At 68.6% G+C, this 12,684-nt stretch carries 11 protein-coding genes; 7 read left to right on the forward strand and 4 right to left on the reverse strand.

Annotation, left to right across the window (positions count from 1 at the left end; genetic code table 11):
• The first annotated feature begins 86 nt into the window (after positions 1–86).
• The 7 genes from WFP78_RS03115 to WFP78_RS03145 all read left to right on the forward strand — a co-directional run bounded on the left by WFP78_RS03115 (position 87) and on the right by WFP78_RS03145 (position 11,349).
• Positions 87–3,464, forward strand: a complete 3,378-nt coding sequence (locus WFP78_RS03115; RefSeq protein WP_336958548.1) for a trifunctional glycoside hydrolase family 18/polysaccharide deacetylase/glycosyltransferase family 2 protein — start codon at positions 87–89, stop codon at positions 3,462–3,464.
• Positions 3,461–4,189 (forward strand): AcvB/VirJ family lysyl-phosphatidylglycerol hydrolase, encoded by a 729-nt coding sequence (locus tag WFP78_RS03120; RefSeq protein ID WP_336958550.1) that lies wholly within the window; start codon positions 3,461–3,463, stop codon positions 4,187–4,189. The genes WFP78_RS03115 and WFP78_RS03120 overlap by 4 nt, the downstream gene beginning before the upstream one ends.
• A 117-nt stretch (positions 4,190–4,306) precedes the next feature.
• On the forward strand, positions 4,307–4,747 hold the full coding sequence (locus WFP78_RS03125; protein ID WP_336958552.1) for a DUF2147 domain-containing protein: 441 nt from the start codon (positions 4,307–4,309) through the stop codon (positions 4,745–4,747).
• Between the two features lie 31 nt (positions 4,748–4,778).
• Positions 4,779–7,403 (forward strand): bifunctional lysylphosphatidylglycerol flippase/synthetase MprF, encoded by a 2,625-nt coding sequence (gene mprF / locus WFP78_RS03130; protein ID WP_336958554.1) that lies wholly within the window; start codon positions 4,779–4,781, stop codon positions 7,401–7,403.
• A 74-nt stretch (positions 7,404–7,477) separates the two neighbouring features.
• The gene (locus WFP78_RS03135) at positions 7,478–8,164 is read left to right on the forward strand and encodes a response regulator transcription factor (protein ID WP_336958557.1); all 687 of its coding nucleotides are present in this window, start codon (positions 7,478–7,480) and stop codon (positions 8,162–8,164) included.
• A 26-nt stretch (positions 8,165–8,190) separates the two neighbouring features.
• Complete coding sequence (locus tag WFP78_RS03140) at positions 8,191–9,552, forward strand: sensor histidine kinase (protein ID WP_336958894.1); 1,362 nt, start codon at positions 8,191–8,193, stop codon at positions 9,550–9,552.
• Positions 9,553–9,891: 339 nt separating this feature from the next.
• Entirely contained in the window at positions 9,892–11,349 is a 1,458-nt protein-coding gene (locus tag WFP78_RS03145; protein ID WP_336958559.1) for an AcvB/VirJ family lysyl-phosphatidylglycerol hydrolase, read from the forward strand.
• Between the two features lie 42 nt (positions 11,350–11,391).
• On the opposite strand, the gene WFP78_RS03150 is transcribed toward WFP78_RS03145, so the two are convergent.
• The 4 genes from WFP78_RS03150 to WFP78_RS03165 form a co-directional block, all read right to left on the reverse strand.
• Entirely contained in the window at positions 11,392–11,559 is a 168-nt protein-coding gene (locus WFP78_RS03150; protein ID WP_336958561.1) for a hypothetical protein, read from the reverse strand.
• Between the two features lie 116 nt (positions 11,560–11,675).
• Positions 11,676–11,882, reverse strand: a complete 207-nt coding sequence (locus WFP78_RS03155) for a cold-shock protein (protein ID WP_336958562.1) — start codon at positions 11,880–11,882, stop codon at positions 11,676–11,678.
• A gap of 120 nt (positions 11,883–12,002) precedes the next feature.
• The gene (locus WFP78_RS03160; RefSeq protein WP_275486031.1) at positions 12,003–12,239 is read right to left on the reverse strand and encodes a hypothetical protein; all 237 of its coding nucleotides are present in this window, start codon (positions 12,237–12,239) and stop codon (positions 12,003–12,005) included.
• Positions 12,236–12,463: a hypothetical protein gene (locus tag WFP78_RS03165; protein WP_336958567.1), complete on the reverse strand. Its 228-nt coding sequence runs from the start codon at positions 12,461–12,463 to the stop codon at positions 12,236–12,238. Before WFP78_RS03165 ends, WFP78_RS03160 begins: the two co-directional genes overlap by 4 nt.
• Positions 12,464–12,684 lie beyond the last annotated feature (221 nt).

Genomic DNA, 12,684 nt, shown 5'->3' on the forward strand with positions numbered 1-12,684 from the left:
CCACAGCCGGTCTTTCGGGTGGCGACCGTTGCTCCTCCAACGGTCGCCACTTTTCGCGCTTTGGCGAGGACAACAGGCGATTACCCATGCACAAGCCCGTCTTCTACGATGAGAGCGGCCGGCGGAAGCGCCGTGTCCAGCCCGCGATGTTCGCGCTGCTGCTGCTCGTGCTGGCCGCCGCCGTCGCCTTTGCCGTGACGATCATGGACGTGCCGACCCCGCGCGCGCTGGCGCTGAACATGGAGCGGCCGCAGCGGGAGGCGCTGTCGCAGCAGGTCGGCAGCATCGGGCATTTCCTGAGCAAGGATGTCCGCTCGGCGACGGAAAAGCTGCGCCGCTGGTTCCCTTCGCGTGTGTCGCGGCCACAGGCGCGGCCGGTCAACCTTGCCTTTTACGTGCCATGGGACGATGCGAGCCGCGCATCGCTGCGCCAGCATCTGGGCCAGATCGACATCGTGGCGCCGGCGCTGATCTCCGTCACCGGCCCGCAGCACCAGATGCAGGTCCGCCGCGATGCCGCGTTGAATGCCATCGTCCGCCATGGCGCGCACCGTCCATGGATATTGCCGGTCGTCCAGAATGTGCAGGACGGCAGCTGGGACGGCCGCGGCACCGCGGCGATGCTGGCGAGCCGGCCGGCGCGCGCCGCGTTCCTCGACCGGCTGGAGCCGACCCTTGCCGCGCTGCATGCGCGCGGCGTGATGTTCGATTTCGAAGCGTTGCCCGCATCGGCGCAGCGCGATTATGTGGCCTTCATGGCGCAGGCGTCGGCGCGCTTCCGTCCGCGCGGCTGGCTGGTCACGCTGACCGCGCCGGTCGATGATCCCAACTGGCGCCTGGGCGCGCTGGCGCGGGCCGCCGACCGGGTCGTGCTGATGGATTATGACCAGCATTTCATCGGCGACGTGCCGGGGCCGATCGCCGCCCAGCCCTGGTTCGTCGCACGGATGCGCGATGCCCTGCGCGCGGTGCCGGCGTCGAAGGCGATCGTCGCCATCGGCAATTATGGCTATGACTGGATCGAGGGGGAGGCCGCCAACCCGGTCTCGATCGAGGATGCATGGCTGACCGCGCATGATTCGCAGGCGCCCATCCGTTTCGATCCCGCCAGCGGCAATGCCAGTTTCGATTATGTCGAGGATGGCGCGACCCATCATGTCTGGATGCTGGATGCGGCGAGCGCATGGAACCAGATCCGCGCCGTCCGCAGCCAGGGCCTGGCCGGCATCGCGCTGTGGCGGCTGGGGTCCGAAGATCCCGGATTCTGGCCGGCGCTCGCCGCGAAGACCGCGACGCCGCCCAACGCCATCGGCCGCCTCACCAGCTTCAACTCCGTCGATATCGAGGGCAATGGCGAGATCCTGCATATCGACGATGTACCGACCATCGGCCGCCGCACCGTGCGGATGGACCATGGGTTGATTGTCGAGGAACGCTATCACGCGCTGCCCACGCCCTATGTCATCCGCCGCACGGGCTACAAGCCGGGGCTGGTCGCGCTGACCTTCGACGATGGGCCGGACGCGACATGGACGCCCAAGATCCTCGATATCCTGAAGACGGCGCATGTGCCCGCGACCTTCTTCGTCATCGGCGAGAATGCGATGACCCATCCGGGGCTGCTGCGTGAAATCGTGGCGCAGGGCAGCGAGATCGGCAGCCACAGCTACACCCATCCCAATCTGGCGCAGGTGTCGGAGGGCGGCACGCGGCTGGAACTCAACACGACCCAGCGGCTGGTGCAGGCCTATACCGGCCATGGCATGCGGCTGTTCCGCGCGCCCTATTTCGGCGATGCGGAGCCGACCACGGCCGACGAAATCGGCCCGGCGCTGCAGGCGCAGAATGCCGGTTATCTCAATGTCGGCCTGCATGTCGATCCGGGCGACTGGACGCGGCCGGGCGCCGACGCGATCGTGCAGCGCACGCTGCAACAGGTGGAGGCGGGCGATGCCGAGCGTTCGGGCCAGGTCGTGCTGCTCCACGACAGCGGCGGCGACCGGGCGCAGACGGTGGCGGCGCTGCCCCGGATCATCGCCGGCCTCAGGGCGCGCGGCTATCGCTTCGTGCCGGTATCGCAGCTCGCCGGCCTGACGCCCGCGCAGGTGATGCCGCCGGTGAAGGACGCCGATCTGGTGGCGGTGCGGATCGATGTCGGCATCTTCCTCATCCTCGCCGCCATCGCGGTTGCGCTCAAATGGATGTTCTTCGTCGTCATCCTGTTCGGCATGGCCCGCGCGGTGATGCTGGCGGCGCTCGCGCTGGGCAGCCGGTTGCGGCGCAATCGGGTGGTGCCGCCGCCGATCGACCCCGGGCTGTTCGTCTCCGTCATCATTCCCGCCTTCAACGAGGCGAAGGTGATCGAAACATCGGTGCGGCGCGTGCTGGAAAGCCAGGACGTCAGGCTGGAAGTGATCGTGGTGGACGATGGATCGACCGACAGCACCAGCGCCATCGTCCGGACCGCCTTTGCCGGCAATCCGCGCGTGCGGCTGCTGACCCTGGGCAATGGCGGCAAGGCGGCGGCGCTCAACCGGGCGCTGGAGCTGGCGAGCGCGCCCATCGTCGTCGCGCTGGATGCCGATACCCAGTTCGAGCCGCTCACCATCGCGCGTCTGGCCCGCTGGTTTGCCGATCCCGATGTCGGCGCGGTGGCGGGCAATGCGCTGGTCGGCAATCGGGTGAACCTCGTCACCCGCTGGCAGGCGGTGGAATATGTGACGGCGCAGAATCTGGAGCGGCGCGCGCTGGCCCGCTTCGATGCGATCACCGTCGTGCCCGGCGCGGTCGGCGCGTGGCGGCGCGCGGCGCTGGACGATGTCGGCGGCTATCCGCTCGACACGCTGGCGGAGGACCAGGACCTGACCATCGCCATCCAGCGCCAGGGCTGGAAGATCGCGCTGGACAGCGACGCCGTCGCCTGGACCGAGGCGCCCGAGAGCTTCCGTGCCCTGTCGAGGCAGCGCTTCCGCTGGGCCTATGGCACGCTGCAATGCCTATGGAAGCATCGCGGCGTGTGGAAGGACGGCAAGCCCGCCGGCCTCGCCTGGGTCGGCCTGCCGCAGGCGTGGCTCTATCAGTTCGGCTTCGCGCTGGTGTCGCCGATCATCGATCTGGCGCTGGTGGTCAGCGCCATCGATACGGTGGTCCGCATCCACCAGCATGGCTGGGCGCAGACGCAGAGCGATGTGCTGCGGATGGCGCTGTACTGGCTGGCGTTCACGGCGGTCGACGTCGCCTGCGGCTGGGTCGCCTACCGGCTGGAGCCGCGCGCGCCGCGCTACCCCGCGCTGCTGCTGGTCGCCCAGCGCTTCATCTATCGGCAGATCATGTACAGCGTGGTCATCCGCGCGGTGGTGACGGCGATCACCGGGCCATGGGTGGGCTGGGGCAAGCTGGAACGTTCCGGCCGCGTCGCGCAGCAGCCGTTGCCCGTGGGCATGATCGATCGGCGCGCGGCATGAGGACGATCCTACTCGCGCTGCTGACCGCCATCCTGCTGTTCTTCGCCTGGATCGGTTATCTGGGCGGCAGCCCCTTTGCCAATGTGCCCGCCACCGTCGCCGCGCAGGCCCCGCGGACCAATGTCGTCGCGGTGCTGTTTTCGGGCGACATGGGCTTTCATGTCGGCATGGGGCCGCAGATCGCGCGCCGCCTGTCGGACGAGGGCATCGCCGTCACCGGCGTCAACAGCCTCACCTATTTCCGCACGCGGCGCACGCCCAGGGAAGCGACCCAGCTGATCGAACAGGCGATGGCGCATGCGCTGGCCGGCCATCCGGGCGGCAGGGTGATCCTGATCGGCCAGTCCTTTGGCGCGGACATGCTGCAGGTGGGGCTTGCCGGGCTGGACCCGGCGCGGCGCGCGCAGGTCGCGATGGTGGCGCTGGTCGTGCCGGGCGCGACGGTGGAATATCGCGCCTCGCCGGGCGAGGTCTTCACCTTCCTGATGCATGAGGATGACGGCCTGCCCACGGGCCGGATGCTCGGCTGGGTGCCGACCCTGTGCATCTATGGCGTCGAGGAACCGGCGAGCCTGTGCCCGCTGCTGAAGGGACAGCGCAATGTCCAGCTGCTGGGCATGCCCGGCGGGCACCCGTTGCACCATGACCCGGACGCCGTGTTCGCCCAGCTGCGCCGGGCGATCGACAGGGCGCTGTCGGCCGCGCCCGGAGCCTTTGCCGGTTAGGTGCGCGGGCGGTTCGGCGCACACCGCCCCCAGCCCAACATTACCGATCGTTCAGAAGTTGCTCACCCTGCGGGCATCCGTGCCCTGTCATAGCGGTGGCGGAAGGGAGAGGTGCCGATGGCATGGATGCGAAACATGGTCCGGCTGGCCGGGGCGATGGCGCTTGGCATGATGGCGTGCGCGGCATCGGCGGGAACGGCCGAGGCCGCCCGCATGGGTGACAGCAGCCCCATCATCGGCACCTGGATCAATCCGCGCGGCACCGTGGCCGTGGAAACCCGCCCCTGTGGCGCCGCGCTGTGCGGCCGGGTGAGCTGGGCCAGCGCGCAGGCGCAGCAGGATGCCGCCGATGCGGGCGTGCGCCCGTTGATCGGCATCGAATTATTGCAGGATTTCCACCCCGCCGCTTCCGGCCGCTGGGAAGGGACCGTCTTCGTGCCCGACATGGGCCGGCGCTTTCAATCCATCATCGCGATGCAGGATGGCGGGCGGATGCGCGTGTCCGGCTGCATCCTGGGCGGGCTGTTCTGCAAGAGCCAGATCTGGCGCCGGATGTGAGAGGCCGGGTGTGAATATGTGGGGAAAGAGCATGTCGACGTTACGCACTCTCCTTCTGGCGCGGCGCCAGCAGATCGCGCTGGTCGCGATGCTGGCCGTGGCCGCGCTGGGCCTGTGGGCGCTGCGGCATCTGCTGGCCGAAGTACGCCTGAAGGATGTGCGCGCGGCCTTCCACGCCATCCCCTCGATCCGGATCGTGGCGGCGCTGGGCCTGACGGTGGCAAGCTATCTGGCGCTGACCCTGTACGATGTGGTCGCGCTGCGGGTGGTGGGGCGGCCGCTGCCCTGGCGGACGGCGGCGCTCGCTTCCTTCTGCAGCTATACGCTCAGCCATAATCTGGGGCTGTCGCTGCTGACCGGCGGATCGGCGCGCTATCGCATCTATGGCGCGGCGGGGCTGGACGGGGGCGATATCGCCCGGGTCATCGCCTCGGCCAGCCTTTCCTTCTGGGGCGGGGTGATCGCGCTGGCGGCGGTGATGATGCTGGTGCATCCGGTCGCGCTGACGATCGGCGCCGTCACCTTGCCGGTGGTCTGGCAGCGGCTGGCCGGCATCGCGCTCATCGCCCTTGGCGGCCTTGCCTTCGCGCTGGCCGGCAAGCGCCCGCGCGCGCTGCGGCTGATGGGCTGGCACCTGGCCCTGCCCAGCCGCGGGCAGGCGATCGCGCAGGTCGGGGTCGCCTGTTTCGATCTCGCCGCCGCCAGCGCCGCGCTCTACCTGCTGGTGCCCGGCGCCACGGTGGCGCTGTTTCCCGCCTTCTTCCTTGGCTATGCGCTGGCGATCATCATTGCGCTGATCAGCCATGTGCCGGGCGGTGTCGGCATTTTCGAAGCGGTGATGGTCGCCGCGCTGCCGCATGTCGACCGCACGGAGCTGATGGCGGCGCTGATCGCCTATCGCGCCATCTATTATCTGTTGCCGCTGCTCGCCGGCGTGCTGCTGATCGCGCTGCATGAAGGGCGCGCCTGGCACCGGCCGGTGGGCAAGGTGCTGGGCGGCATGCAGATATTGGCATCGGGCGTCGCGCCGATCATGCTGGCGGCGCTGGTCTCCGTCGGCGGCTTCGTGCTGCTGGTGTCGGGATCGCTGCCCGCCATTCCCTATCGCTTCCACGCGATCACCAGCATCGTGCCGCTGCCCTTTGTCGAGGCGTCGCATTTTGCCGCGAGCGCCGTGGGCGCGATGCTGCTGGTGCTCGCCTCCGGCCTCTATCGCCGGCTGGATGCCGCCTTCTGGATGACACGGCTGCTGCTGGTCGCCGGCGCCGGCTTCTCGCTGCTCAAGGGCCTGGATTATGAAGAGGCGACGGTGCTGCTGGCCATTGCCGCCATCCTGCAATGGACCCATCCGGCCTTCTATCGCCACACCAGCTTCAGCGCCGACGTGCTGACGCCCGGCTGGCTGGCGACGGTCGTGCTGGCCGTGGGGCTTTCGCTCTGGATCGGTTTCTTCGCCTACAAGCATGTCGATTATCAAAATGACCTGTGGTGGCAGTTCGGGCCGCATCACGATGCCTCCCGCTTCCTGCGCGCGGGGCTTGCGACGGCGGTGGTGGTGATCGGCGCGGCATTGTGGCGGATGCTGCGCCCCGCCGATCCCGCCGGGATCAAGCGGCCGGTGGTGACGGAGATCAGCGGCATTGCATTGGCGCTGGCCGATCGCAGCGACGCCTTCCTGTCGCTGACCGGCGACAAGCTGTTCCTCACCTCGCCATCGGGCCGGGCGTTCCTGATGTACCAGATCCAGGGGCATAGCTGGATCATGATGAGCGATCCGGTGGGCGACCGCAGCGAATGGCCGGACCTGCTGTGGCAATTGCGCGAGCGGGCCGACGCGGCGCAGGGGCGGGTGCTGCTGTACCAGATCAGCCTCGACACGCTGCCGCTTGCCGTCGACCTTGGCCTGGCCATCGTCAAATATGGCGACGAGGCGCGTGTCGACCTCGGCCGCTTCACCATGGACGGGCCGGACGCCAAGCCGCTGCGCTATGCCGAGCGCCGCGCGGCGCGCGAGGGCGCGACCTTCGAGATCGTGCCGGCCGCGCAGCTGCCCGCCGTCATGGAGGAATTGCGCGGCGTGTCCGACCGCTGGCTGGACGCCAAGGGCCATGGCGAAAAGGCGTTCAGCATCGGCCGGTTCGACACCGACTATCTGGCCCGGTTCGATTGCGCGGTGATCCGCTGCGAAGGGCGGATCATCGCCTTCGCCAATATCTGGGCGACGCAGAACCACAGCGAGCTTTCGGTCGATCTGATGCGGCACGATGCCGACATGCCCTATGGCACCATGGATTTCCTGTTCCTGCGGCTGATGCAGTGGGGGCGGGAACGGGGCTATCATTGGTTCACCCTTGGCCTTGCGCCGCTTTCGGGGCTGGAGGCGCGGCGGCTGGCGCCGATCTGGGTGAAGGCCGGGGCCTTCCTCTACCGCCATGGCGCCGCCTTTTACGGCTTCGAGGGGCTGCGCGCCTACAAGCAGAAATTCTCGCCCAACTGGGAGCCGCGTTTCATCGCCGGGCCGCACGGCTTTTCGATGGCGCGGGCACTGATGGACCTGCAGCGGCTGGTCTCCGGAAGCAAGGGCAGCGTCGCGGCGCAGACGCGCACGGGCGGCGGTGGCGGGCAGGGGCGGCCTTCATTGCGCCTGGTCGGATGATGCCGGGTACGGAGCCTTGCAATTTCATGCGTGTAGCCGACAATGCCGCCGATGATGCAGGCGCGGGAGTGGACATGAGCGGCAAGATTTTGCTGGTGGAAGACGATGCCACGACCGCCGACTATGTCGCGCGCGGCCTGACCGAGGAGGGTTTTGTCGTCGATCGCGCCGCCAATGGCCGCGACGGCTTGTTCATGGCGACCGAGGAGGCCCATGATGTCGTCATCCTCGACCGGATGCTGCCGGGCATGGACGGCATGGCGGTGCTGGGGGCGATGCGCGCGGCGGGCATCGAGACGCCGGTCATCATCCTGTCCGCGCTGGGCACCGCCGACGATCGCGTGGCCGGGCTGACCGGCGGGTCGGACGATTATCTGTCCAAACCCTTTGCCTTTGCAGAGCTGCTGGCGCGTGTCCGCCTGCAGCTGCGCCGGCGCGGCGGCGGTCCCGCGCAGACGACGAAACTGGCCTGTGGCGGGCTGGAAATGGACCTGCTTTCCCGCAAGGTGAAGCGGGACGGGCGCACCATCGACCTGCAGCCGCGCGAATTCCGCCTGCTGGAATATCTGCTGCGCCATCGCGAGCAGGTGGTGACGCGCACGATGCTGCTGGAGGGGGTGTGGGATTATCATTTCGACCCCGGCACCAACGTGATCGACGTGCATGTCAGCCGCCTGCGCAAGAAGGTGGACGAGCCGGGCGAGGCGCCGTTGATCCATACGGTGCGGGGCGCGGGCTACCGGCTCGGGCTTGAGGCCTGATCCTTGAGGGCCGAAACTTGAAAGGCGTGCGGCGCGCCCGCTCGGTGATCTGGCGCTTCGGCGCGCTGGTGTTCCTGTTCCAGCTGCTGGGCGCGGGGCTGGTGCTGGCGACCGTCCACCAGATCACCGGCCGCGCGCTGGAAGCGAACAGCCGCACCCTGACGCAGGAACTGCGCGGGGAACTGGCGGCCAGTTATCGCACCGGCGGCGCATCGGCGGCCCGCGCCCTGATCGCCGCCCGCCTTGCCGATGATGGCGACGCGCAATCGGTGATGCTGCTGGCGGATGCCTCCGGGCGTCCGCTCGCCGGCAATCTGGGCGCCTGGCCGCCGACCGTCGTGCCCGGCGATCCGTGGCGCGTCGTCAACCTCTATCGCATGGAAAGCGCCGCGCCCGAGCGCATGGGGCTGCTCGCCACGCGCCTGCCCGATGGATCGCGCCTGCTGACCGGCCATGTGGTGGAAAGCGACCTGCGCTTCGGCGGCATGATGGAGCAGGCGATGCTGAGCGCGCTGCTGCTGGCGCTGCCGCTGGCGGTCGTGGCCGCCTGGCTTTCCGCCCGGCTCATCCAGTCGCGGGTGCGCTCCATCGTGACCACCGCCGCCGCGATCGAGACTGGCGAGATGGACCGCCGCATTCCCGCCGACGGCAGCGGCGACGCGTTCGAGGATCTGGGCCGCTCGATCAATGCGATGCTGGACCGGATCATGGCGCTGGTCGGCGAGATGCGGCTGGTGACGGACGGGCTGGCGCATGACCTGCGCTCGCCGCTCACGCGCCTGAAGGCGGTGCTCGACCGCAGCCTGTCCGACGTGCGCGACGCCGATGCGCGGACCGCGCTGGGCCGCGCGCTGGAAGAGGTCGATATCCTGCTGTCCATGCTGACGACCGCGCTGCTCATCAGCCGGACGGAGGCGGGCATCGGCCGTGAGGGCTTTGTCGCGGTCGACATCGCCGCGATGCTGCGCGACCTGCAGGAAATGTACGGCGCGCTGGCGGACGAGCGCGATGTCGAGATCATCGTCGATGCGCCCGCAACCCTGCCGGCCCATGCCCATCGCGAACTCATCGTCCAGGCACTCGCCAACCTTATCGACAATGCGCTGAAATATGGCGGCGGGCATATCACATTGAGCGCCCGCGCACAGGAAGACGGGAGCGTGATGCTGGGCGTGGCGGATAATGGCCCGGGCATTCCCGTCGAACAGCGTGAGGAGGCGCTGCGCCGGTTCGGCCGGCTGGATGCGGCCCGTCACATGAGCGGGGCCGGCCTTGGCCTGTCGCTGGTGGCCGCGGTGGCGCGGCTGCATGGCGGCACATTGCGCCTGGGCGACAATGCGCCGGGCCTTGTCGCCTCGCTGACGATCGCCGGCCCTGACGAGGGGTGATGTTCGCCGTCAGCAGGCGGCCGATGTCCAAAGAGGGCTAAAGACACCGGCCGCTCGCTTGCAGGGGCCTGCGACAGGGCGGCGTCGCAAGGGTGATGGCCCCGCACAGCGGCTCGGCAAGGGGGGATTGAGCCGCTGCCCGCCTTCTCGCATCGGGGCGGTGACCCGGTGATGACCGCGGCATGACGAAAAGTTAATCTGATGCCGGCGGTTGCGCGGACCATTACGAAATCGTCACGCCGGGGTCATCGCATGGTCGTCCGCATCCGGGCAAAGAGGGGATCGTCGTGCATCATGGGCGTGCGCGATGGGGAGCGCGCGATGAGGATTGGCCGAAGGATGATCGCAGCCGGCGCCGCGGCATTGCTTGCGCTGACGGGCATCGCCTGTTCGCAGCTGCCCTTGACCAACGCTAGGGCCGATGACGAAGCGGCGGCGGCAGGCGAAAGCGCGGCCGGCCTGCCGCGCGAATTCACCTATCGGCTATCGCCGATGGGGCAGATCGCTGTGTACCGGCCGCAGGAGGCGCCCCGCGCGGTCATCTTGTTCCTTTCGGGCGATGCGGGATGGAACGGCGCCGCCGCACACATGGCGCGCACGCTGTCGGCGCAGGGCGCGGTGGTGGCGGGCATTTCGACGCCGGCCTTCCTGAAGGCGCTGGATGGCGGCCGGACCTGCATCAACCCCAATTACGGCCTCATCACCCTGTCGCGCGATTTGCAGCACCGGCTGCGCATGCCGATGTATCTGAAGCCCATCATCCTTGGCTATTCCTCCGGCGCGACGCTGGCTTATGCCTCGCTCGCCCAGGGGCCGAACGGATCATACAAGGCGGCGGTGTCCATGGGGTTCAGCCCCGACCTGCCGGGCAGGACCATCTGGTGCAAGTCCGGCAGCCTGCATGCGACGCGGATCGTCCGCCCCGCGCGCGGCTGGCTGTTCGCGCCCAGCCGCGCGCTGCCCTCGCCCTGGATCGTGCTGCAGGGGCAGAGCGACACGATCGTCAGCGCGCCCGCGGCGGGCGCCTTTGTGAAGCAGGTTCCCGGCGCGACCATCATCGCGCTGCCGGGCATGGACCATGGCTTCGTGCCCGAACAGGCATGGATGCAGCCGCTGATGGACGCCATCGGGCCGATGTTCGCCGCCCGCCCGGCGAGCTTCGCGCAGGATGCCTTGCCCGCCGACCTGCCGATCACCACCGTCACCGACGCCAGCGCGCGCGATACCGACATAATGGCCGTCCTTTATTCCGGCGATGGCGGCTGGGTCGGGCTGGACAAGGATGTCGCGGCGCAGCTGGCGCGCGCCGGGGTGCCGGTGGTCGGTATCGACAGCCTCTCCTATTTCTGGAGCGCCCGCACGCCGGCGGGCGCGGCCAATGATCTGGACGCCGTGCTGCGCGCCTATGCGCCGCGCTGGCACCGGCATCAGGTGCTGCTGCTCGGTTACAGCTTCGGCGCGGACGTGCTGCCGCATATCGTCGACAATCTCTCGCCCGATCTGCGGCCGATGGTGCGGCGCGTGTCGCTGCTGGGGCTCAGCCCGACCGCCGAATTCCAGTTCCATCTGGGGTCATGGCTGGACATGTCGTCCAGCGACGCGATGCCGACCGTGCCGGCGGTGATGCGCCTGGACGGCATGAGCGTGCAATGCGTGCGCGGAACCCAAGAGAACGACAGCGCCTGCCCCGGCATCCCGCGGGGGAAAGCGACGCAGATCGTCGTGCCGGGCGGTCATCATTTCAATCGCAACGCGCCGCTGCTTGCGAAGATCATCTTGAGTGGACTGAAGGTCTGACGGCTGCCGGCGCACGCGATCAGGCGCGGGCGGGGCGCAGGGTCAGGCGCGTCCGGCGCGTCCTGCCAGGGTGCGCTCCACCACGGCAGCGCGGGCTTCCCACGCCTGCAGGGAGCGCCGATATTTGTCGCGGACATTGTCCAGCGTGGCATCGTCCAGCAGCGCGCGCATCTTGTCGATCTGCAGCTTGCAGTTTTCCAGTTCGGTCATGGACCTTGGCTTTCGAGGTCGGGGGCTTTCGCGGTCGAAGCTTTCGCGGGCGGACGGGAAGAAAGGCTCCGGGGGGCCGCGCGTGAAACGCAGCGACGCCCCCGGTCAACCGGCCGTCAGGCCAGCTGGAGGTTGACGGCGGCCTGCTTGCCGCGCTTGTCAGGTGCCAGGTCGTAGGACACGCGCTGGTCGTTGCTCAGGGTACGCAGCCCGGCCTGCTCCACTGCGGAAATGTGGACGAAGGCATCGGCGCCGCCATCCTCGGGGGCGATGAAGCCATAGCCCTTGTCCGCATTGAAGAATTTTACTGTGCCGATCGGCATGAGACGTTCCTTTGGTAGTCTGCGCGCGCCATCAGGCCGCGGGCAGTGAAAGCGGGTCGAAAAGCGAATGTGACAAACGCGCCGCGACCCATCAGCGCGTTTGAAAGCGGGAAAATGCAATCAGCGATGCGGCGCCATGGGCGGCCGGGCGAGGTAGAGGCCAGAGCGCACGACCGCGCCGGTCAGCACCTTGTTGCCCATGCGGCTGCGAAAGGCGTCCGCATCGATCATGGTGCGCAGGACCACGCGCGCGCCGCCCGAAGGCAGGGCTTCCAGCGTGGAAATGGAGATATCATGCTTGGCGCACAGGGCTTCGACCGCTGCGGGGGTAGCATCGACGTTGACGGCGCGGCTCATGCAGCGGCGCTTTCGCCGGACCGTGCCGTGCCGAAAGGCGCGGGATCGAACGGCGTCGCCCGCCCTGGCTGCGGCGTGCGATAGGGCAGGCGGTGCGCGCGGATACGCTGCGCATAGCCGCGGGCAAGCCCGGCATGGGCGTGTCGGGCAGACTGGCAGCCCGTCTGCTGGGCGCGCAACAGCTCTTCCTGCTCGCGATGAAGAAGATAGTTGAGGTCTTCCATGGGAAGGCTCCGGCCTGGCAAGCGGGAGCGCGAAAAGTCTCTCGGTCACGGCGAACGCTTGCGGGCGGGTTTCGCGTGATGGCCTGCAGGTAGCAGGTTGGGGGCTCGATGTCGCGACAATTCGGGCGTAGTGTGGCCGGAGCGGGACGGTCGACACCCCTGGCCGGTCGGCCCGCCGCCCCGTCCATGGTGAAAAGGCGGGTGGCAAAGGCCGGCATGGG

The sequence above is a fragment of the Sphingobium aquiterrae genome (assembly GCF_037154135.1).
GTDB lineage: Bacteria > Pseudomonadota > Alphaproteobacteria > Sphingomonadales > Sphingomonadaceae > Sphingobium > Sphingobium aquiterrae.

Coding starts and splice junctions, on each gene's coding strand:
- WFP78_RS03115 (WP_336958548.1), top strand. CDS start 87: ATGCACAAGCCCGTCTTCTACGATGAGAGCGGCCGGCGGAAGCGCCGT.
- WFP78_RS03120 (WP_336958550.1), top strand. CDS start 3,461: ATGAGGACGATCCTACTCGCGCTGCTGACCGCCATCCTGCTGTTCTTC.
- WFP78_RS03125 (WP_336958552.1), top strand. CDS start 4,307: ATGGCATGGATGCGAAACATGGTCCGGCTGGCCGGGGCGATGGCGCTT.
- mprF (WP_336958554.1), top strand. CDS start 4,779: ATGTCGACGTTACGCACTCTCCTTCTGGCGCGGCGCCAGCAGATCGCG.
- WFP78_RS03135 (WP_336958557.1), top strand. CDS start 7,478: ATGAGCGGCAAGATTTTGCTGGTGGAAGACGATGCCACGACCGCCGAC.
- WFP78_RS03145 (WP_336958559.1), top strand. CDS start 9,892: ATGATCGCAGCCGGCGCCGCGGCATTGCTTGCGCTGACGGGCATCGCC.
- WFP78_RS03150 (WP_336958561.1), bottom strand. CDS start 11,559: ATGACCGAACTGGAAAACTGCAAGCTGCAGATCGACAAGATGCGCGCG.
- WFP78_RS03155 (WP_336958562.1), bottom strand. CDS start 11,882: ATGCCGATCGGCACAGTAAAATTCTTCAATGCGGACAAGGGCTATGGC.
- WFP78_RS03160 (WP_275486031.1), bottom strand. CDS start 12,239: ATGAGCCGCGCCGTCAACGTCGATGCTACCCCCGCAGCGGTCGAAGCC.
- WFP78_RS03165 (WP_336958567.1), bottom strand. CDS start 12,463: ATGGAAGACCTCAACTATCTTCTTCATCGCGAGCAGGAAGAGCTGTTG.